17 protein-coding genes and 4 tRNA genes are annotated in these 19787 nt (G+C 64.1%); 16 read left to right on the top strand and 5 right to left on the bottom strand.

What is annotated here, in order from left to right:
- Positions 1-336 carry an Hpt domain-containing protein gene (locus F595_RS0106645; protein ID WP_084682854.1) on the bottom strand — a complete coding sequence of 112 codons (336 nt, stop codon included), beginning with the start codon at positions 334-336 and terminating at the stop codon, positions 1-3.
- Positions 337-453: 117 nt separating this feature from the next.
- Between F595_RS0106645 and F595_RS0106640 the strand changes: the two genes are divergently transcribed.
- Positions 454-1095: a hypothetical protein gene (locus F595_RS0106640; protein ID WP_156873815.1), complete on the top strand. Its 642-nt coding sequence runs from the start codon at positions 454-456 to the stop codon at positions 1093-1095.
- 39 nt (positions 1096-1134) lie between these two features.
- Here the strand turns inward: F595_RS0106640 and F595_RS13145 are convergent, their stop codons facing one another.
- A complete protein-coding gene (locus tag F595_RS13145) occupies positions 1135-2046 on the bottom strand; it encodes a lysophospholipid acyltransferase family protein (RefSeq protein WP_022956088.1) in 912 nt (303 codons plus the stop codon).
- Positions 2047-2179: 133 nt separating this feature from the next.
- On the opposite strand from F595_RS13145, the gene miaE reads away from it, so the two are divergent.
- Positions 2180-2842, top strand: a complete 663-nt coding sequence (miaE, locus tag F595_RS0106630; protein ID WP_022956087.1) for a tRNA-(ms[2]io[6]A)-hydroxylase — start codon at positions 2180-2182, stop codon at positions 2840-2842.
- Positions 2833-3636, top strand: a complete 804-nt coding sequence (locus F595_RS0106625; RefSeq protein WP_022956086.1) for a putative RNA methyltransferase — start codon at positions 2833-2835, stop codon at positions 3634-3636. The genes miaE and F595_RS0106625 overlap by 10 nt, the downstream gene beginning before the upstream one ends.
- Position 3637: 1 nt before the next feature.
- Here F595_RS0106625 and F595_RS0106620 read toward each other — a convergent pair whose 3' ends face one another.
- Together F595_RS0106620 and F595_RS0106615 are read right to left on the bottom strand one after the other, a co-directional pair.
- Complete coding sequence (locus tag F595_RS0106620) at positions 3638-4378, bottom strand: UDP-2,3-diacylglucosamine diphosphatase (protein ID WP_022956085.1); 741 nt, start codon at positions 4376-4378, stop codon at positions 3638-3640.
- Positions 4379-4382: 4 nt separating this feature from the next.
- Positions 4383-4883, bottom strand: a complete 501-nt coding sequence (locus F595_RS0106615; protein WP_022956084.1) for a peptidylprolyl isomerase — start codon at positions 4881-4883, stop codon at positions 4383-4385.
- 179 nt (positions 4884-5062) lie between these two features.
- Here F595_RS0106615 and F595_RS13140 point away from each other — a divergent pair, with 179 nt between their 5' ends.
- The 3 genes from F595_RS13140 to F595_RS0106600 all read left to right on the top strand — a co-directional run bounded on the left by F595_RS13140 (position 5063) and on the right by F595_RS0106600 (position 9537).
- A complete protein-coding gene (locus tag F595_RS13140) occupies positions 5063-6766 on the top strand; it encodes a glutamine--tRNA ligase/YqeY domain fusion protein (RefSeq protein ID WP_051144644.1) in 1704 nt (567 codons plus the stop codon).
- Complete coding sequence (gene cysS, locus F595_RS0106605) at positions 6763-8163, top strand: cysteine--tRNA ligase (protein ID WP_022956082.1); 1401 nt, start codon at positions 6763-6765, stop codon at positions 8161-8163. Before F595_RS13140 ends, cysS begins: the two co-directional genes overlap by 4 nt.
- Before the next feature lie 78 nt (positions 8164-8241).
- Positions 8242-9537: a hemolysin family protein gene (locus F595_RS0106600; RefSeq protein ID WP_026913313.1), complete on the top strand. Its 1296-nt coding sequence runs from the start codon at positions 8242-8244 to the stop codon at positions 9535-9537.
- A gap of 151 nt (positions 9538-9688) precedes the next feature.
- Here the strand turns inward: F595_RS0106600 and folD are convergent, their stop codons facing one another.
- The gene (gene folD / locus F595_RS0106595; protein WP_022956080.1) at positions 9689-10531 is read right to left on the bottom strand and encodes a bifunctional methylenetetrahydrofolate dehydrogenase/methenyltetrahydrofolate cyclohydrolase FolD; all 843 of its coding nucleotides are present in this window, start codon (positions 10529-10531) and stop codon (positions 9689-9691) included.
- A 207-nt stretch (positions 10532-10738) separates the two neighbouring features.
- Here folD and F595_RS0106590 point away from each other — a divergent pair.
- The 10 genes from F595_RS0106590 (at position 10739) to F595_RS13135 (ending at position 19783) form a co-directional block, all read left to right on the top strand.
- Positions 10739-10815, top strand: a tRNA-Pro gene (locus F595_RS0106590).
- A 28-nt stretch (positions 10816-10843) separates the two neighbouring features.
- A tRNA-Arg gene (locus tag F595_RS0106585) sits at positions 10844-10920 on the top strand.
- Between the two features lie 20 nt (positions 10921-10940).
- A tRNA-His gene (locus F595_RS0106580) sits at positions 10941-11016 on the top strand.
- A gap of 49 nt (positions 11017-11065) precedes the next feature.
- Positions 11066-11141, top strand: a tRNA-Lys gene (locus tag F595_RS0106575).
- Between the two features lie 223 nt (positions 11142-11364).
- Positions 11365-12669: a trigger factor gene (gene tig, locus F595_RS0106570; protein ID WP_022956079.1), complete on the top strand. Its 1305-nt coding sequence runs from the start codon at positions 11365-11367 to the stop codon at positions 12667-12669.
- A gap of 150 nt (positions 12670-12819) precedes the next feature.
- Positions 12820-13458, top strand: a complete 639-nt coding sequence (clpP, locus tag F595_RS0106565) for an ATP-dependent Clp endopeptidase proteolytic subunit ClpP (protein ID WP_022956078.1) — start codon at positions 12820-12822, stop codon at positions 13456-13458.
- Between the two features lie 27 nt (positions 13459-13485).
- Positions 13486-14778, top strand: a complete 1293-nt coding sequence (gene clpX / locus F595_RS0106560; protein WP_022956077.1) for an ATP-dependent Clp protease ATP-binding subunit ClpX — start codon at positions 13486-13488, stop codon at positions 14776-14778.
- Between the two features lie 158 nt (positions 14779-14936).
- Positions 14937-17333: an endopeptidase La gene (gene lon / locus F595_RS0106555; RefSeq protein ID WP_022956076.1), complete on the top strand. Its 2397-nt coding sequence runs from the start codon at positions 14937-14939 to the stop codon at positions 17331-17333.
- 159 nt (positions 17334-17492) lie between these two features.
- The gene (locus F595_RS0106550; RefSeq protein WP_022956075.1) at positions 17493-17768 is read left to right on the top strand and encodes an HU family DNA-binding protein; all 276 of its coding nucleotides are present in this window, start codon (positions 17493-17495) and stop codon (positions 17766-17768) included.
- A gap of 113 nt (positions 17769-17881) precedes the next feature.
- Complete coding sequence (locus F595_RS13135) at positions 17882-19783, top strand: SurA N-terminal domain-containing protein (RefSeq protein WP_022956074.1); 1902 nt, start codon at positions 17882-17884, stop codon at positions 19781-19783.
- Positions 19784-19787 lie beyond the last annotated feature (4 nt).

The raw sequence follows: 19787 nt of genomic DNA, 5'->3' as shown, positions 1-19787 counted from the left end.
TCAGCCCAGGCGGGCGGCGAGCGCCGACATGGCGCTGATCCGGTCGGCGCGCTCAGCCGGCAGGATGCCAGCATCCGTCACGTCAGCCTCCAGCCAGCGTTCATGCGCGCGTGCCGACACGGACAAATCGTCCAGCCCGAAGCTGCCGGCACTGCCGGCAATCCGGTGCCAGAAGCGGATCAGCTCGGTGGCTGCAGGTTGATCGCCGCAGGGCAGGGCTGGGTCCAGGCTGGCGCAGGCGGCAACGATGCTCGCGGCCTGTTCGCCTGCGCGCTGCAGAAACTGCTGCTTCAGCTCCGCCAGCATGGCCTGCAATTCGTCATCCGGTGTTGCCATGGTGTTTGTCCGATCAATGGATGGAAGGCTGTCTTTGACAGCACATGAGGTTTTGCATTCCGGCCCTCAGGCCACCTACTATCCCTGCATTGGGCGTCATCAGAGAGAGCCAACGGCATGAGCCGCATGCAGAAGATCAGCTACGCCGAATTCGGCCATCAATTCATCCATCACGTGGTCACGGCGCGCCGCATCGGACACGAGATCCAGTCCGCCCTGGACTCGACGATTGCCGGCACCATGCGCAAGTTGCCAGCCGACCTGATGGTGGTGGACTACCTGTTCCAGCTTGACGATATCACGGTCGATCCCTTGCTGGATCTGCTGCCCAACATCAGCTTCGTGCTCAAGGTGCTGGGCGACGTCAAGCTGGATGTCACCATCCTCAACCTGCATCTCAAGTTCACCATGGATGTCACCATCAGCGTGCGCATCGACGTGGAAACCTACGCCCCCGTGGTGCTCAAGCTGGTGCCGCACCGCGTGCGCGGCCGTGACATCCGCATCGACATCAACAGCGAGAACCTGCCCAGCAACGTGCTCGACACCTTGATGCTGGTCGAGCCCATCGTGCGTGACCAGATCGTCAAGGAGGTCAATGCGCGCATCGAGGATCCGGCCATCCAGGAGATCTCCACCATCGACGTGCTCAGCCTGGTGAACCAGCTCAAGCCGGGTGTCGAGGACGCACCGCTGGCGCGTCACGGCAGTGCCGACTTCAGGCCCGATCCGAGCTCCGACACCAATCTGGACGGGTGACCGTCCCGCGTTCTGCGCGACAGGCCGTGGCTGGCTCGATCAATCCGGAAAGCGGTAGGGGTTCGCCAGCGTGGCGTTGTGCTTGAAGCGCTTGTAGGTCCATTGGTACTGCTCCGGGGCCATGCGGATCAGTGCTTCCATGGAGCGGTTCATGGCGGCGGCAGCCACGGCCACGTCGGGATTGCTGACATCGGGGTCAGCCGGCAGGAACTGCATGTCAAAGCCGTCGCCATCGGCGCGGCGGACGCAGCCCATGATGATGACGGCACAGCCGGTCTTGGCGGCCAGCTTGGGCACGATCACCGCGGTGCGCGTCATGATGCCGAAGAATGGCGCTTGCACGCCGCCGGCTTCGGTCGGGGTGTGATCCGGAAGAATGGCTGAAAACCCGCCCTGACGCAGCGCCTTGAAGGTGGCGCGCACGCCGGTTTCATCGGCCGGCACCACGGTGGCCTTGAGGCGGCTGCGGGCCAGGGCGACCAGCGCGTCAACGCCGGGCTGCTTGCCGGGCTTGTACATGATCACCGGTGAGGTGTACTGGTTGACCCAGGCATTCATGAACTCCCAGGTGCCCCAGTGCGGCACGATGCCGATGACGCCGCGCCCGCTGGCCAGCGCATCATGAAACAGCTCGCCGCCATGCACCTCGCGGATCTGCGCGACGCTGTAGTCCGGCGGCATGATCCAGGTCCTGGCGAACTCGAACGCGGTCATGCCGGTGCTGATCATGCTCTTGCGCGCGGTTTCCTCGTGCCAGGCCCCCGTCTTTTCCGGAAAGCACAGCTGCAGGTTGCGCAGCACCACCGGGAAGGGGCCGAGCCCGGGCAGGGCACTGGCGAGCTGGCCCAGCCAGCGCCCGAGGCGCTGCAGGAAGGGCAGTGGCAGGCGACCGAAGAAGCTCAGCAAGGCGATCGACAGGCGATCCTTGAAACTCAGGGCGGGCTGGGACATAGGGCAGAGAACTCGTGACAACCGCGCACAAGGATAGTGCAAGCCCCGGACACGACCAAGCTTTATGCGGCGAACGGCACGGCATCCGGTCGGCTTCGGGTATCATGACCGGCTTGCTTACTGGAGCCTGCCGATGCCCGCGACAGCCCCCGACTTCATGCAGCCGGTTCTCGACTTTCTCGGCTGCACGACGCCTGAATCCTGGATCCAGGCGGCCCTGACCGATCTGCCGACCTTGCTGCAGGACCATGCCAACTGCGAGAAGAAGGCGGCCAGCACGGCCATGAACATGATGTTCCGCTACAACGATCGCGACCGCCTGCAGGACGAGCTGGCGCAGCTGGCGCGCGAGGAGCTGCTGCACTACGAACAGGTGCGTGACCTGATGCGGCAGCGCGGGCTGGGCTACCGGCCGGTCTCGGCCTCACGCTATGCCGAGGGGCTGCGCCAGCATGTGCGCACCTCGGAGCCGGGGCGTCTGGTCGACCTGATGATCATCGGTGCCTTCGTCGAGGCGCGCTCCTGCGAGCGCTTTGCCGCCATCGCGCCGCATCTGGATGACGAGCTCAAGCGCTTCTACACTTTCCTGCTGCGTTCGGAGTCCCGGCATTTCCAGCATTACCTCGGACTCGCCGAGACCTATGCCGGCACCTCCATACGTGAGCGCGTCGCATTCTTCCGCGAGGTTGAGCAGGCGCTGATCAGCCAGCCGGATGACGAGATCCGCTTCCACAGCGGTCCGCCAACCCTGACTCCTGTCCGTGCCGGCGCACTCGCGAGCGCGACATGTCCCTGATGCGTTGCCCGCTCTGCCGGGAAGCCCTGACACGGGAGCCCAGGCGCTGGTTCTGCGCCACCGGGCACAGCTTTGACGTGGCCCGCGAAGGCTATGTCAACCTGTTGCCGGTGCAGCACAAGAAAAGCCGGGATCCTGGCGACACGCCGGACAGCGTGCGTGCGCGCCGGTCCTTTCTGGATGCCGGGCATTACCAGCCCCTGCGTGACCGCGTGCAGGCCATGCTGGCGCCCCTGCAGCCACGCAGCCTGCTCGACATAGGCTGCGGCGAGGGCTACTACACGCAGGCCATGGCGACGGTAGCCGGCGAGGTGACCGGCATTGACATCGCCAAGCCGGCCATCCAGCTGGCGGCACGACGTGTTCCGGCGCTGACCTGGCTGGTGGCCAGCGCGGTGGCGCTACCGCTGGCAGACGCGTCCCAGGATGTAGTGTGCAGCCTGTTCAGCCCGTTGCCGGTGGCGGAAATGCACCGTGTGCTGCGCGAAGGCGGGCATGTGCTGGTGGTGACGCCGGCGCCGGATCACCTCTGGCATGTCCGGGAAGGGCTGTTCGGTGAAGTCAGGGCACATGAGCCGGACAAGTTCCTGCGCGATTTTGCCGACAGTTTCGAGCTGGAGCAGCGCCATGAGCTGCGTGTGCCGTTGCAGCTGACCCGGCAGGCGCTGGTCGATCTGCTGGCGATGACGCCCTATGCCTGGAAGGCGAAAGCGGAGCGCCGGGCCGCCCTGGAAGCCTTGCCCGACGTTGCCACCGAAGCGGCGTTCAGCCTGATGCTGTTTCGCCGCGTCTGAGTTACCTGAACGAATAGTCGCGCAGTTCAACGCCCTCGGCCGTGGCCCAGGCGATGACGGCAGTGCCTTCGTGCTCGCGCCAGTCGCCCAGCACCAGACGCTCGCCCGACATGTCACCGGGCAGCTCGACCTGGTGACGCCCCGGGCGGTGCGTGTGGCCATGGATCAGACGCTCGACGCCAGCCTCGGCCATGACGCGGACGACCTCGTCCTGGGTCACGTCCATGATGTTCTCGGCCTTGTTGCTGTTCGCCATCTGGCTCTTCATGCGCATCATTTCCGCCACCATCAGGCGCTGCTCCAGCGGCTGGCTCAGCATCTGCTGCTGCCAGGCCGGATTGCGCGACTGCGCGCGGAAGGCCATGTAGGCCGCATCCAGCGTGCAGAGCTGGTCGCCATGCATGAGCAGGGTGGGGGTGCCGCAGAGCTCGACGACTTCGGCCTCGGCCATCAGGCGACCGCCGGCACGCTCGGCAAAGCTGGCGCCGAGCAGAAAGTCGCGGTTGCCGTGACAGAAGGCCAGGCTGATGCCGCGCGCGCCCACGCTGCGGAAGGTCTCGCAGATGTCGTCCAGATACGGCGTGTGGTGGTCGTCGCCGACCCAGACCTCGAACAGGTCGCCCAGCACGTAGACGGCCTCGCAGTCCGCCGGCAGATCGCGCAGCAGGGCCTTGAGGGCCTCGCTGCACCGCGGCAGGTCGGGCGCGAGATGGACATCGGAGAGCAGCAGGGCGCGCGCCACGGACTTACTCCGCGATCACTTCAGCGGTTTCGATGATCACCGGTGTGCGCGGCACGTCCTGGTGGTAGCCGGCATTGCCGGTGGCCACGCCCTTGATGTCGTTGACCACGTCCATGCCCTCGCTGACCTTGCCGAACACGGCATAGCCCCAGCCCTGCGGGTTCTTGGCGGTGTGGTTGAGGAAGCTGTTGTTGCCGACGTTGATGAAGAACTGCGCGCTGGCGGAATGCGGATCGTTGGTGCGTGCCATGGCAATGCTGCCGATGTCGTTCTTGAGGCCGTTGTCGGCTTCGTTCTGGATCGGTGCCTTGGTCGACTTCTGCTGCATCTTGGCGTCGAAACCGCCGCCCTGGATCATGAAGCCGTCGATGACGCGGTGAAAGATGGTGCCGTTGTAATGGCCGGAGGTCACGTAGTCGACGAAGTTGGCGACGGTCTTCGGTGCCTTCTCGGCATTGAGTTCGAGCACGATACGGCCCTTGTTGGTGTTGAGCGCAACTTTCATGGCGACATTCCTGTGTGGCGAGGGTGATTGGTTGAGCAGCCGAGCAGGCGCACGGTACACTGTTCGATTATTTACTGCCGTACAGACAGCGAGGACAGTACCGTCGTGCTGCTCCCGGGTGGCGACATGATAGGCGGCCGTTTCGCCCTTGTCATGCCACCCCGTCGTCTGCCAGCCCGATGATCGTCGTGACTATGATTGAACCCAGAGACTTTATCCGTACCCGTATCGTTGCTGACCTCGACAGCGGCAAGTGCAGCCAGGTTGTCAGCCGTTTTCCGCCGGAACCCAACGGCTATCTGCACATCGGCCATGCCAAGTCGATCTGCCTGAATTTCGGCGTTGCCCAGGAGGCGGATGGCCTGTGCAATCTGCGTTTTGACGACACCAACCCGGAAAAAGAGTCGCAGGAGTACATCGACGCCATCCAGCGTGACGTGCAATGGCTGGGGTTCAGCTGGGCCGGCGAGGTGCGTTACGCCTCGGCCTATTTCCAGGCTCTGCACGACTTTGCCGTCGAACTGATCACGGCTGGCAAGGCCTATGTCGACTCGCAGACCCCGGAGCAGATCCGCGAAGGTCGCGGCACGCTCACCGAGCCGGGACGCAACTCCCCGTACCGCGAGCGTCCGATTGCCGAAAACCTGGATCTGTTCGCGCGCATGAAGGCCGGCGAATTCGGTGATGGCGCGCATGTGCTGCGCGCCAAGATCGACATGGCCTCGGGCAACATCAACCTGCGTGACCCCATTCTCTATCGCATCCGTCATGTCGAGCATCACCAGACCGGCAACGCCTGGTGCATCTACCCAATGTACGACTACACGCACCCGATTTCCGATGCCCTCGAAGGCATTACGCATTCGCTGTGCACGCTGGAGTTCGAGGCGCATCGTCCGTTCTACGACTGGCTGCTGGACAACCTGCCGAGCTTGCCGCACCCGCAGCAGATCGAGTTCTCGCGTCTCAACCTGAACTACACGGTGACCAGCAAGCGCAAGCTCAAGCAGCTGGTCGACGAGCAGCTGGTCAGCGGCTGGGACGATCCGCGCATGCCCACCATCGCCGGCATGCGTCGTCGCGGCTACAGCCCGGAGGCGCTGCGCGTGTTCTGCGACAAGGTCGGCATCAGCAAGTCGGAAGGCATCAGTGACGTCTCGCTACTGGAGTTCTGCGTGCGCGAGCAGCTCGAGAACTCGGCGCCCCGCGCCATGGCCGTGCTGCGCCCGCTCAAGGTCACGCTGAGCAACTGGCCGCAGGATCAGGTGCAGGTGCTCACGGCCGCACGCCATCCCACCGTCGATCTCGGTGATCGCGAACTGCCGCTGGCACGCGAGATCTACATTGATCGTGCCGATTTCGAGGAAGTGCCGCCCAAGGGCTTCAAGCGCCTGGTGCCGGGTGGCGAGGTGCGACTGCGCAATGCCTACGTGATCCGCTGCGATGTCGTGCACAAGAATGCCGACGGCGAGGTCGTGGCGCTGGAGTGCTCGGTTGATCTCGACACCCTGGGCGTGAATCCGCCGGATCGCAAGGTCAAGGGCGTGATCCACTGGGTGTCGGCCGCGCACTCCGTGGTGGCCGAGGTGCGTCTCTACGACCGCCTGTTCCGTGACCCGGCACCGGATCGTGGCGATGCCGACTTCAAGACCTGCATCAATCCCGAGTCGCTGACCGTGATCCGCGAGGCGCGCCTGGAGCCGGCTCTGGCTGCCGCGCAGCAGGGCGAACGCTTCCAGTTCGAGCGTGAAGGCTACTTTGCCGTCGACAGCGACAGCACGCCTGAGCGCCTGGTGTTCAATCGTACCGTCGGCCTCAAGGACTCCTGGGGCAAGGTCGAGCAGGGCGGTGCAGCCGCGGCCAAGCACGGTGGCCAGGCATGAGCGAGCTGGTCATCTACAACTCGGAGACGCGTCGCAAGGCCGTCTTCGTGCCGCGCCAGGCCGGCGCCGTCAGCATGTATGTCTGCGGCATGACCGTCTATGACTACTGCCACATCGGTCACGCCCGCGTCATGGTGTCCTTCGACATCATCACGCGCTGGCTGCGCGAGAGCGGTTTCAAGGTCACCTATGTCCGCAACATCACCGACATCGACGACAAGATCATCAAGCGCGCCAACGAGAACGGCGAGCCCATCGAGGCGCTGACGGCCCGGTTCATCGCCGCCATGAACGAGGATGCCGCTGCCCTCGGTGCGCTGGCGCCCGATCTCGAGCCCAAGGCCACCGATCATGTCGACGACATCCTGGCCATGGTCGGCACGCTGGTGGACAAGGGACATGCCTATCCGGCGAAGAACGGCGACGTCTATTTCGACGTGTCCAGCTTCCCGCGCTATGGCCGTTTGTCTAACAAGAAGCTCGATGACCTGCAGGCCGGTGCCCGCGTCGAGGTCGACGAGATCAAGAACGACCCCATGGATTTCGTGCTCTGGAAGGCGGCCAAGCCGGGCGAGCCGGCCTGGGCTTCGCCCTGGGGTGGCGGGCGTCCGGGCTGGCACATCGAGTGCTCGGCGATGTCGACCTGTTGCCTCGGCAACAGCTTTGACATCCACGGCGGCGGTGGCGACCTGCTGTTCCCGCACCACGAGAACGAGATCGCGCAAAGCGAGGCCGCCACGGGCGAGACCTACGTAAACACCTGGATGCACGTCGGTTTCGTGCAGGTGAACTCGGAGAAGATGTCGAAGTCGCTCAACAACTTCTTCACCATCCGCGAAGTGCTCAAGCTCTACCACCCGGAAGTGCTGCGCTATTTCATTGCCGGCAGCCACTACCGCAGCCCGCTGAACTATTCCGATGCCGCGCTGGATCAGGCGAAGCAGGTGCTGGAGCGCTTCTACACCACGCTGGGCGCCTTCGTGAACGCGACAGCCGGAGAGCCGGCCGCTGCCGGGGAATACCAGGCACGCTTCGCGTCGGCCATGAACGACGACTTCAACACCCCCGAAGCCATCGCCGTGCTGCACGAGCTGGTGCGCGAGGCCAATCGCTGCGACAAGGCCGGTGATGCCGCCGGCGCCAGCCAGCACGCCAACCTGCTCAAGCGCCTGGCCGGCCTGATCGGTCTGCTGCAGCATGATGCCGAGGCTTTCCGCCAGGCGGGTGCCGGTGATGCCGGCTTCATTGCCGAGGTCGAGGCGCTGGTGGCCGAGATCGTGGCCGTGCGCCAGGCCAAGAACTTCCAGCGCTCTGACGAGATCCGTGACCAGCTCAAGGCCATGGGCGTGATCGTCGAGTTCTCGCGCGAGGGCGTGCGCTGGCGCAAGGCCGACTGAGTCCGGGCGGCGGGAAGCCAATGCTGCTATGATGTGATCGCGGCGATCCACGCTACCGGTCACTTCCCGCCGCTCTCCATGGACATACTGTTAATTCTCCTGCTGATTGCCTGCAATGGCGTGTTCGCCATGTCAGAAATCTCTGTCGTGTCCTCGCGACGCATTCGCCTCCAGCAACTCGCCGAAAACGGTCACAAGGGCGCCAAGGCGGCCCTCAAGCTGGCGGACAACCCGACCTTCTTCCTGTCCACCGTGCAGATCGGCATCACCCTCATCGGGGTCATGAGCGGTGCGCTGGGCGAGGGCGCCATCACGGAGCGCCTGATTCCGGTGTTCCAGTCCGTGCCGCTGATTGCCGACTATGCCAAGCCGCTGGCCACTGCCTGCATGGTCATCGGCATCACCTATTTCTCGCTGATCATCGGTGAGCTGGTGCCCAAGCGTCTGGGCATGCAGTCCCCCGAGCGCATTGCCACCATCGTGGCGCCGCTGATGAGCGCGGTTCTGCTGCTGACCCATCCTGTGGTGCGTTTCCTGAGCTGGTCCACCGAGCGCGTGCTTGACCTGCTGGGCGCCAAGCGCGTCAACGAGCCGCCCATCACCGAGGAAGAGATCAAGGTGCTGATGGCGGAAGGGGCCGAGGCGGGCGTGTTCGAACACGCCGAGCGTGAACTGGTGGCCAACGTCTTCCGCATGGACGACTGGAACCTCAGCCTGATCATGACCACGCGGCCTGACATTGCCTGGCTGGACCTTGACGAGGACATCGCGACCCAGCGCAGCATGCTGTCGGGCACGCCGTACACTTATCTGCCGGTGTGTCGTGGCAGCGAGGACAAGATTCTCGGCGTGCTGTCACTGCCGGTCCTGCTGCAGCGCCAGCTGCTGGGCGAAGCCTGGGACATCGAGGCGTTGCTCAAGCCGGTGCTGTTCGCGCCCATCGGCCTGTCACCGCTGGCCTTGCTCGACCTGTTCCGCGAGCGCCGCGAACACCTGGCGCTGGTGGTTGATGAGTACGGAGAAGTGCAGGGCCTGGTGACCCTGACCGACGTGCTGGAAGCCATGGTCGGCGAGATGCCGGGCAATGTCAGCGACAACGATCCCGACGTGGTGCATCGCGAGGACGGCTCCTGGCTGCTCGACGGCGCCTTATCCATCGAGCGCTTCCGCGACCTGTTCCCGCTCGAGTGCGAAGACCTCGAGGCCAGCCGCGACTTCCAGACCCTGGCCGGCCTGATCCTGTTCGAGCTTGGCAGCATCCCGCGCACGGGCGAGGTGATGAGCTGGCAGAGCCTGCGCATGGAGATCGTCGACATGGACGGCATGCGGATTGACAAGGTGCTGGTCAGTCGGCCTGGGCGCAACGAGCACTAAGTGAAATCCGCAGAGGGGGCGGGGAGCGCGGAAAACACGCCGTGAACCCGTCCCTGGGGGCTCGCGCACGCCATCCATGGCGTGCGACGGTTTTCAACGAACCCCACCCCCTTTCCGCCAACCATGCAGTCGACGGGAACCGCAGGACCGATCAGCCCAGCTGGCGTTCGGCGGCTTCCACGGTCTGTGCCATCAGGGTGGCGATGGTCATCGGACCGACACCGCCAGGCACCGGCGTCCACGCGCTGACGCGATCGGTCAGCGGCTTGAGCTGGATGTCGCCGACGCCGCCCGGGTGATAGCCGGCATCGACCACCACGGCGCCATCCTTGATCCAGTCGGCCTGGATGAACTCCGGGCGTCCTACCGCGCCAACCACGATATCCGCTTGCTTCACCAGTTCCGGCAGATTGCGTGTCTTCGAATGACAGATGGTCACCGTGCAGTCGGCAGCCAGCAGCATCAGTGCCATGGGCTTGCCGAGGATGGCGCTGCGCCCGACCACCACGGCGTGCTTGCCGGCCAGTTCGACACCGTAGCTGCGCAGCAGGGTCATGATGCCGGCCGGCGTGGCCGAGCCGTAGGCGCGCTCGCCCATGCTCATGCGGCCGAAGCCCAGGCAGGTAACGCCGTCCACATCCTTTTCCAGCGCGATGGCATCGAAGCAGGCGCGTTCGTCGATCTGCGCCGGCACCGGGTGCTGCAGAAGAATGCCGTGCACATCCGGGTTGGCATTGAGCTTGCCGATCTCGGCGAGCAGCTGCTCGGTCGTGGTCGAGGCGGGCAGTTCGAGACGGATCGAGTCCATGCCCGTGCGCTGGCAGGCCTTGCCCTTCATGGTGACATAGGTTGCCGAGGCGGGATCGTCACCGACTAGGATGGTCGCGAGGATGGGCGTGCGACCGCTTTTCTCCGTGATGACGGCCACGCGTGTGGCGAGGTCGGCTTCAATCTTCAGGGACAGGGCTTTGCCATCAAGCAGCAGGGCGGTCATGCGGACTCCGGGGGCGGGCAGGCGGGAATGGCGCGCATTTTCGCATGCCCGGCTGCAGCTGTCAGTCCCGGCTGCGGATCATGACAATGCCGAAACTTTCGACATTCGCGCGGGCATGTTCAATTATCCTGTTGACGCCTTTCTGCCTCCTCCGTAATATCCGCCCCGCGATGAGGAAAGCCGATTCGGCAGTTGATCTGCAGAATTCGGGGTATAGCGCAGTCCGGTAGCGCGCCTGCTTTGGGAGCAGGATGTCGGGGGTTCGAATCCCTCTACCCCGACCACCGATCCCAGGCAGAAACAGCGTTAAATGCGCTCGTAGCTCAGCTGGATAGAGCATCGGCCTTCTAAGCCGAGGGTCGCAGGTTCGAGCCCTGCCGGGCGCGCCATCCCTCATGGCATAGTTGTGGTGGCCGTAGCTCAGTTGGTAGAGTCCCGGATTGTGATTCCGGCTGTCGTGGGTTCGAGTCCCATCGGCCACCCCATCACCCCTCCTTCAGGCAGGGCGGCGCAAGCCGGAAGCATGAAGAAATCGGGTCGTTAGCTCAGTTGGTAGAGCAGTGGACTCTTAATCCATTGGTCGAAGGTTCGAATCCTTCACGACCCACCAACTACCGCTCTGCAGCGCAGAGCACGAAAGGCGCCGTCAGGCGCCTTTTTCTTTTCTGCGCCGGTTTTCCGGCGGCCTTTCATTCTCTCCGGCTTTCTCTATAATCCTGTGCCTTGCTTTCCGGACGGATCGCTGCCGCTACCGGCACGAGCACTGTTTTTCCTGCCGGAAGCCACTTTTCTCTGCAGTCCCGAGGGACTCCACCAAAGCCGTTGAGGTTGTCATGCAAGTCACCGTTGAAACCGTCTCCACGCTGGAGCGTCGCGTCAAGGTTGTGGTTCCGGCCGCCAAGATTGATCAGGACGTCAGCGCGCGTGTCGCCAAGGCTGCCCGCACTGTTCGCATGGACGGCTTCCGTCCCGGCAAGGTGCCGCTGTCGCTGGTGCAGAAGCGCTTCGGCGAGTCCATCCGCCAGGAAGCCCTGGGCGAGATCATCCGTGACAGCTTCTACGAGGCCGTGACCCAGCAGAGCCTGAACCCGGCCGGTTTCCCGAGCATCGAGGAAGTCAGCGACAAGGCCGGCGAAGACCTGAGCTTCACCGCGCTGGTCGAGGTCTACCCGGAGATCCAGCTGGCCAGCTTCGCTGACATCAGCGTCGAGCGTCCGGTGGTCGAGATCACCGATGCCGACATCGACGAGATGATCGAAAGCCTGCGCAAGCAGCGCGCCACCTTCAGCGCAAGCGCTGACGCGGCCGCTGATGGTGACAAGGTCACCATCGACTTCGCCGGCAGCATCGATGGCGAAGCCTTTGACGGCGGCAGCGCCAAGGGCACCGAGCTGGTGCTGGGCTCCGGCCGCATGATTCCCGGCTTCGAGACCGGCATCGTCGGCATGAAGGCGGGTGAAGAGAAGGACATCAACGTGACCTTCCCGAGCGATTACCAGGCCGAGCACCTGCGCGACAAGGCCGCCGTCTTCAAGATCACCTGCCACGCGGTGCAGAAGCAGCAGCTGCCGGACGTGGACGCCGAGTTCCTGAAGGCGTTCGGTGTCACCGAAGGCGGTCTGGAGAAGTTCCGCGAGGACGTGCGCAAGAACATGACGCGCGAGCTCAAGCAGGCCGTGAAGAACAAGGTCAAGGCCCAGGTCATGGACGGTCTGCTGGCCAGCCATGAGGTTGCCGTGCCCAAGGCGCTGGTCGCCAACGAGATCAATCGTCAGCGTCAGGCCATGTTCCAGCAGTTCGGCGGTGGCGCCAAGCTGGACCCGAAGATGCTGCCGGACGAGCTCTTCGCTGAACAGGCGTCGCGTTCGGTGAGCCTGGGCCTGCTGATCAGCCAGATCATCAAGGACCAGAACCTGAGCGTCGATGCCGACCGCGTCAAGGCCGTCATCAGCGAAGTCGCCGAGTCCTACGAGACCCCGGAAGAAGTGGTGAACTACTACTACGGCAACCGTGACCAGCTCGCCCAGGTCGAGGCCATGGTGCTCGAAGACCAGGTCGTCGATGCCGTGCTGGCTGCTGCAAAAGTGGTCGATCAGGCTGCCCGCTACCTCGACGTGGTGCGTTCCGCGCGTCAATAAGCCCCTCGAGAGCCGTGCGTGGCCTTGACCGCGCACGGCAATCGCGCTGACACTCCCTGTCATCTATCGGCTGGGCGTGGCAGTTTCACGACAGCTGTTGGTTAATGTTCCTATCACCGGCCATGCCGGTGTTGACTGGCAGGATGTCCCATGAAGTTTGATTTCCCGGCTACGCCTTCCGCTGCTTCCTTCGACCCGCAAAATCTGGGTCTGGTGCCCATGGTCGTCGAGCAGTCCGCGCGTGGCGAACGTGCGTTCGACATCTATTCCCGTCTCCTGCAGGAGCGCGTCATTTTCCTGGTCGGTCCGGTCGAGGACCACATGGCTAACCTGGTGGTGGCGCAGCTGCTGTTCCTCGAGTCGGTGAATCCGGACAAGGACATCCACATCTACATCAATTCCCCGGGCGGTTCGGTCACGGCCGGTCTGGCGATCTACGACACCATGCGCTTCATCAAGCCGGACGTGTCCACGATCTGCATCGGCCAGGCGGCGTCCATGGGCGCCTTCCTGCTGTCGGCCGGCGCCAAGGGCAAGCGCTACTGCCTGCCCAATTCGCGCGTGATGATTCACCAGCCGCTGGGCGGCTTCCAGGGCCAGGCCTCGGACATCGCCATCCACGCCCAGGAAATTCTCAAGATCAAGGCACTGCTCAATCAGCTCCTCGCCGACCATACCGGTCAGCCCATCGAGCGCATCGAGCGTGATACGGATCGTGACAACTTCCTCACCGCGCAGGATGCGCAGGCCTACGGTCTCATTGACCAGGTTCTGACCCAGCGTCCGTGACGCCCCTCAAGGCACGAGAACAAGAACATGACGGAAGAAAAGCGGGGCGGAGACAGCAAGCTGCTGTTCTGCTCCTTCTGCGGCAAGAGTCAGCACGAGGTTCGCAAGCTCATTGCGGGCCCGTCGGTTTACATCTGCGACGAGTGCGTTGATCTCTGCAACGACATCATCCGCGAGGAAGTGCAGGACAAGGTCGACGACAAGTCGGCCGATCGCCTGCCGACGCCGCGCGAACTGAAGTCCACGCTCGATGACTACGTCATCGGCCAGGACCAGGCCAAGCGCGTGCTCGCGGTGGCCGTGTACAACCATTACAAGCGCCTGCGCGCCGGCATGAAGAAGGCCCAGGGCGGCCGTCAGGGTGCCGATGTCGAGCTCTCCAAGAGCAACATCCTGCTCATCGGCCCCACCGGTTCGGGCAAGACGCTGCTGGCCGAGACGCTGGCGCGTCTGCTCAACGTGCCGTTCACCATCGCCGACGCGACCACGCTGACGGAAGCCGGCTACGTCGGCGAGGATGTTGAGAACATCATCCAGAAGCTGCTGCAGAAGTGCGACTACGACGTCGAGAAGGCGCAGACCGGCATCGTCTACATCGACGAGATCGACAAGATCTCGCGCAAGAGCGACAACCCGTCGATCACCCGCGATGTCTCCGGTGAGGGCGTGCAGCAGGCGCTGCTCAAGCTCATCGAGGGCACGGTCGCCAGCGTGCCGCCGCAGGGTGGCCGCAAGCACCCGCAGCAGGAGTTCCTGCAGGTCGACACCTCGAACATCCTGTTCATCGTCGGTGGCGCCTTTGCCGGCCTCGACAAGGTCATCCAGCAGCGTTCCGAGCCGGGTGGCATCGGCTTCAATGCCGCCGTGAAGAGCAAGGACAAGACACCGAGCACGGGCGAGCTGTTCCAGACCGTGCAGCCCGAGGATCTGGTCAAGTTCGGCCTCATCCCCGAGTTTGTCGGCCGTCTGCCGGTGATCGCGACCTTGACCGAGCTCAACGAGGCGGCCCTGGTGCAGATTCTCACCGAGCCCAAGAACGCGCTCACCAAGCAGTACGGCAAGCTCTTCGAGATGGAAGGCGCCACCCTGGAGTTCCGTCCCGAAGCGCTGAGATCGGTTGCCGCCAAGGCGCTCGAGCGCAAGACCGGCGCCCGCGGCCTGCGTTCCATTCTCGAAGGCATTCTGCTCGGCACCATGTACGAGCTGCCGTCGCTGGAAGGCGTCAGCAAGGTGGTGGTTGACGAGAAGGTGGTACTGGGCGAAAGCGAGCCGCTGCTGGTCTACGACAACCCGGAAACCGCGCGCGCCATGCCGGAGTGATGCCGGTTTGCCGGAGATGACGGAAAAGGGGCTCAGGCCCCTTTTTTGTTGCCTTTTCGAGCAATCTCGTCTGTCAGTGCTTGTATTCCTGCAGACGCTCCCCCACAACATGATAATCATCACGTCTGGATCGTCGCCTTGATCCCCGGAGCATCATCATGACCGACACCCTTCAACTTCCGCTGTTGCCGTTGCGTGATGTCGTCATTTATCCGCACATGGTGATTCCGCTCTTTGTCGGCCGCGAACGCTCGATTGCCGCGCTGGACCAGGCCATGGCCAGTGACAAGCTGATTTTCCTGGTGTCGCAGCGCGATGCCGCCGAGGACGACCCGCGCCAGGACGGTCTCTACCAGATCGGCACGGTGGCGCAGGTGCTGCAGTTGCTGCGTCTGCCCGATGGCACGGTCAAGGTGCTGGTCGAGGGGCTGCGCCGTGTTTCGCTCAGCGAGGTGCAGGAGGCCGGGCCGTATCTGAGTGCCGTGGTCGCGGAGATCCCGCTCGAGCAGCTCAGCAAGGCCGAGGCCGAGGTGCTGGCACGTACGCTGCTGAACCAGTTCGACCAGTACGTGAAGCTGTCCAAGAAGGTGGCCAACGAGGTGCTGACCTCGGTGTCCGGCATCGAGGATCCGTTCCGACTGGCCGACACCATTGCCGCGCACCTGTCGCTGCGCCTGGAGGAAAAGCAGGCCATTCTCGACGTGCTGCCGATCCAGGCCCGCATCGAGCACCTGATGGCGCTGATGGAGTCGGAGATCGACATCCTCAAGGTCGAGAAGCGCATCCGCGGGCGCGTCAAGAAGCAGATGGAGCGCAGCCAGCGCGAGTACTACCTGAACGAGCAGATGAAGGCGATCCAGAAGGAGCTCGGCGATCTCGGCGACGGCGAGGAAAACGAGCTGTCCGAGATCGAGCAGCGCATGGCCGAGGCCGGCCTGCCGGTCGAGGCGCGCAAGAAGCTCGAGGCCGAACTGCGCAAGCTGCGCCAGATGTCGCCGATGTCGGCCGAGGCCACGGTGGTGCGCAGCTACATCGACTGGATGCTGGGCGTGCCCTGGAAGAAGCGCAGCCGCGTGCGCATCGATCTGAAGAAGGCGCGCGAGATCCTCGATGCCGACCACTTCGGACTGGATGAGGTCAAGGACCGCATTCTTGAATACCTTGCCGTGCAGTCGCGCGTGAAGAAGCTCAACGGTGCCGTGCTCTGCCTGGTCGGCCCGCCCGGTGTCGGCAAGACCTCGCTGGGGCAGTCGATTGCCAAGGCCACCAACCGCCAGTTCGTGCGCATGGCGCTCGGCGGCGTGCGTGACGAGGCCGAGATTCGCGGTCATCGCCGCACCTACATCGGCTCCATGCCCGGCAAGCTGATCCAGAAGCTGTCCAAGGTCGGCGTGCGCAACCCGTTGTTCCTGCTCGACGAAATCGACAAGATGGCCTCGGACATGCGCGGCGACCCGTCGTCGGCACTGCTCGAGGTGCTGGATCCGGAACAGAACAAGGCCTTCAACGACCACTACCTGGAGGTCGACTACGACCTGTCGGAAGTGATGTTCCTGTGCACCGCCAACTCCATGGACATTCCGGCGCCGTTGCTGGACCGCATGGAGATCATCCGTCTGCCCGGCTACACCGAGGACGAGAAGGTCGCCATCGCGCGTCAGTACCTGATTCCCAAGCAGCTTGAAGCCAGCGGCCTGAAAGCTGACGAGCTGACGCTGACCGAAGCGGCTTGCCGTGACATCGTGCGCTACTACACCCGCGAGGCCGGTGTGCGCGGTCTTGATCGCGAGATTGCCAAGGCCTGCCGCAAGGTGGTCAAGGAAGTGGTCATGGGCACGCGTGCCGGTGCGTTGACCATCGACAGCGACAACCTCGAGAACTATCTGGGCGTGCGCAAGCACAGCTTTGGCAAGGCCGAGGCCGAGGATCAGGTGGGTCAGGTCACCGGTCTGGCCTGGACCTCGGTGGGTGGCGAGCTGCTCACCATCGAGGCCATCTCGGTGCCGGGCAAGGGCGCCACGGTGATGACCGGCTCGCTGGGCGACGTCATGCAGGAGTCCATCCGTGCCGCCATGACGGTGGTGCGTTCGCGTTCGCAGACACTGGGACTGGCGCCGGACACCTGGGAGAAGCGCGACCTGCACATCCACATGCCCGAGGGCGCCACGCCCAAGGACGGCCCCAGTGCCGGCATCGGCATGTGCACGGCGCTGGCCTCGGTGCTGACCGGCATTCCGGTGCGTGCCGATGTCGCCATGACCGGCGAGATCACCTTGCGCGGTCAGGTGCTGCCCATCGGCGGTCTCAAGGAGAAGCTGCTGGCGGCGCATCGCGGAGGCGTGCGCATCGTGCTCATTCCCGAGGAGAACGCCCGTGACCTCAAGGAGATCCCCGACAACGTCAAGGCGTCGCTGGACATCCGCACGGTGAAATGGATTGACGAGGTCCTGGCCATTGCCCTGACGCGCGCGCCGCAGGCGCTCAGCGAGGAGGCCTATGCCGAGGGTCTGGCCCGCGTGGAAAAGCGTGAACTGCCGAGCACGAGCCATCACTGACGGGGCTCGTTGCCACTTTTTTCACCTTATGAGGCCAAATGTCCGACTTTTGCTTGACCCTTCGCGAGAGGGCGATTTATAAATCGGTTCACCTCGGCGACGGCGTGTTCGTCGACAAAGAACAACACCTAACAACACGAATATCCATAGGGGACTACTGTGAACAAGTCTGAACTCATCGACGCCATTGCCGAATCTGCCAACCTGACCAAGGCAGATGCCGGCCGTGCGCTGGATGCTGCCGTGGCCGCAATCACCGGCGCCCTCAAGGGTGGCGATGCAGTGACCCTGGTCGGCTTCGGCACCTTCGCTGTCAAGGAACGCGCTGCCCGTACCGGCCGCAATCCGCAGACCGGCAAGGAAATCAAGATCAAGGCGTCGAAGACGCCGTCCTTCAAGGCTGGCAAGGGCCTGAAGGATGCCGTCAACAGCTGATGGCGTCAGCCGTTGGATGATGTGAGGCATTCAGAAAGCGCGCCCATCCCGGCGCGCTTTTTTTTCGGCGGACAGGGCGTCCTCCGGTTCATGAACAGTGGTTGAAAGGGTTTATGCAAGCGTTTCGTGAGATGGTGCGTGGTTGGTTGGGAAAGACGTTGCTGGCGCTGCTGGCGATTCCCTTCGTGTTTGTCGGTCTGGAGTCCTACTTCGGCAGCAGCGGTGATCCCGAGGTGGCCTCGGTCAATGGCACCGCGATCTCCAAGTCGCTGCTGGACCGCGCCGTGGACAATCAGCGTCAGCAGCTGCTGGCGCGCATGGGCGAGGGCGCCACGCTGACGCCCGAGCAGCAGGCCGAGTTGCGCAACCGCGTGCTCGACAACCTGATCGAGCGCGAGCTGCTGCTGGGTTCTGCCGAGGGAGCAGGCTACCGGGTGTCCGAACAGACGCTGCAGAAGCTGATCCGCGACACCCCGACCTTCCAGGCCGATGGCAAGTTCTCGCCCGAGCGCTATGCCCAGGTGCTGTCGCAGATCGGCGAAAGCCCGAGCACCTTCCCGGAGCGTGCGCGTCAGGAAATCCTCGCCGCCCAGCGCGTTGGAGGCTGGCTGCAAAGCGCGTTCATCACGTCTGCCGAGCTCGACATGCTGGCGCGTCTCGACAACCAGCAACGTGATGTCGAGTACGTGGTGGTGCCAGCCGAGCGTTTCCTCGCCACGGTTGCCGTGACGCCGGCCGAGATCGATGCCTATTACCGCAAGGAGGCTCGCCGCTTCACCTTGCCGGAACAGGTCAGCGTGGCCTACATCCAGCTGGCTCGTGATCGCTTCGTCAAGGAGGCGGCATCGGCAGTCACCGAGGACGCGATCAAGGCGCGTTACGAGGAGCGCCTGAAGGCGCTGGCAGCGGGTGAGGAGCGTCAGGCCTCGCACATCCTGATCACGGTCAGCGACAAGGTCAGTGATGCCCAGGCCAAGGCCAAGGCCGATGCACTGGCCAGGCAGGTGGCCGAGGGTGCCGACTTTGCCGCGCTGGCCAAGGCCAACTCGCAGGATCCGGGCTCCGCCGCCACGGGTGGTGACCTCGGCTATGCCGGCAAGGGCATGTTCGTGCCGGAGTTCGAGCAGGCCCTGTTTGCGCTCAAGCAGGCTGGCGATGTGTCGCCGGTCATCAAGACACCGTTCGGCTATCACCTGATCAAGCTCACCGACATTCGTGCCTCTGCCGCCCCCAGCCTGGCCAGCCTGCGTGGCGAGCTCGAGAACGAGGTGCGCCAGGCGCGTGCTGACGAGCTCTACGGTCAGGCCGTGGAAAAGGTCGATGCCCTGGTCTACGAGGCAGCTGATCTGCAGGAGCCGGCAGCCAGTGCCGGCGCAGCCATCCAGACCACGCCGCTGTTCACGCGTCAGGGCAGCGACGGACTTGCCGGAGAGCGCAAGGTGATCGAGGCTGCCTTCAGTGATGATGTGCTGCTCGAGGGCAAGAACTCCGGTGGCATCACGCTCGCGGATGGCAGCACGGTGTGGTTGCGCGTGGCGAAGCATGAGAAGGAACGTCGCGTGCCGCTGGCGGAAGTCACCGAGGTCATCACCGGCAAGCTCAAGCAGGACAAGGCCGTGGCTGAGGCCCGCAAGCTTGCCGAGAGCATGGTCAAGACTGCCGGCAAGGACGGTCTGGCAGCGGCGGCAGCAGCGCAGGGGCTGCGCGTGGCTGCGCAGGCCGGCATCACGCGTCGTACCGAGATGCCGTCGCAGGAGCTGCTGCGTGACATCTTCCGGGCGCCGCATCCGGTCAATGGCAAGCCGCAGGCGACCGTGGTCGGCCTGGGCGCGGGTGGTGCTGCCGTGGTGGCGGTCACTGCCGTCAAGCCGGGTGCCGTCTTTGCCGGCAACGAGCGTCTCAGCACGCAGTCCATGGTGGCCGAGAATCGTGGCCAGCAGGAGCTGCAGGACATGCTGGCATGGCTGCGTGCCGAGGCCGATGTCGAGAAAACCGCCGTATCTGCTGAGCAGTAAGCGT

It is taken from the genome of Perlucidibaca piscinae DSM 21586, assembly GCF_000420045.1.
GTDB lineage: Bacteria > Pseudomonadota > Gammaproteobacteria > Pseudomonadales > Moraxellaceae > Perlucidibaca > Perlucidibaca piscinae.
This window is presented reverse-complemented; position numbering and strand designations above follow the sequence as displayed.

Excerpts from the sequence above, each read along its gene's own strand:
- clpX (WP_022956077.1), top strand. The coding sequence starts at position 13,486 with ATGACGGAAGAAAAGCGGGGCGGAGACAGCAAGCTGCTGTTCTGCTCC.
- F595_RS13140 (WP_051144644.1), top strand. The coding sequence starts at position 5,063 with ATGATCGTCGTGACTATGATTGAACCCAGAGACTTTATCCGTACCCGT.
- F595_RS0106615 (WP_022956084.1), bottom strand. The coding sequence starts at position 4,883 with ATGAAAGTTGCGCTCAACACCAACAAGGGCCGTATCGTGCTCGAACTC.
- tig (WP_022956079.1), top strand. The coding sequence starts at position 11,365 with ATGCAAGTCACCGTTGAAACCGTCTCCACGCTGGAGCGTCGCGTCAAG.
- lon (WP_022956076.1), top strand. The coding sequence starts at position 14,937 with ATGACCGACACCCTTCAACTTCCGCTGTTGCCGTTGCGTGATGTCGTC.
- cysS (WP_022956082.1), top strand. The coding sequence starts at position 6,763 with ATGAGCGAGCTGGTCATCTACAACTCGGAGACGCGTCGCAAGGCCGTC.
- F595_RS0106640 (WP_156873815.1), top strand. The coding sequence starts at position 454 with ATGAGCCGCATGCAGAAGATCAGCTACGCCGAATTCGGCCATCAATTC.
- F595_RS0106645 (WP_084682854.1), bottom strand. The coding sequence starts at position 336 with ATGGCAACACCGGATGACGAATTGCAGGCCATGCTGGCGGAGCTGAAG.
- F595_RS13145 (WP_022956088.1), bottom strand. The coding sequence starts at position 2,046 with ATGTCCCAGCCCGCCCTGAGTTTCAAGGATCGCCTGTCGATCGCCTTG.
- F595_RS0106625 (WP_022956086.1), top strand. The coding sequence starts at position 2,833 with ATGTCCCTGATGCGTTGCCCGCTCTGCCGGGAAGCCCTGACACGGGAG.
- clpP (WP_022956078.1), top strand. The coding sequence starts at position 12,820 with ATGAAGTTTGATTTCCCGGCTACGCCTTCCGCTGCTTCCTTCGACCCG.
- miaE (WP_022956087.1), top strand. The coding sequence starts at position 2,180 with ATGCCCGCGACAGCCCCCGACTTCATGCAGCCGGTTCTCGACTTTCTC.
- folD (WP_022956080.1), bottom strand. The coding sequence starts at position 10,531 with ATGACCGCCCTGCTGCTTGATGGCAAAGCCCTGTCCCTGAAGATTGAA.
- F595_RS13135 (WP_022956074.1), top strand. The coding sequence starts at position 17,882 with ATGCAAGCGTTTCGTGAGATGGTGCGTGGTTGGTTGGGAAAGACGTTG.
- F595_RS0106600 (WP_026913313.1), top strand. The coding sequence starts at position 8,242 with ATGGACATACTGTTAATTCTCCTGCTGATTGCCTGCAATGGCGTGTTC.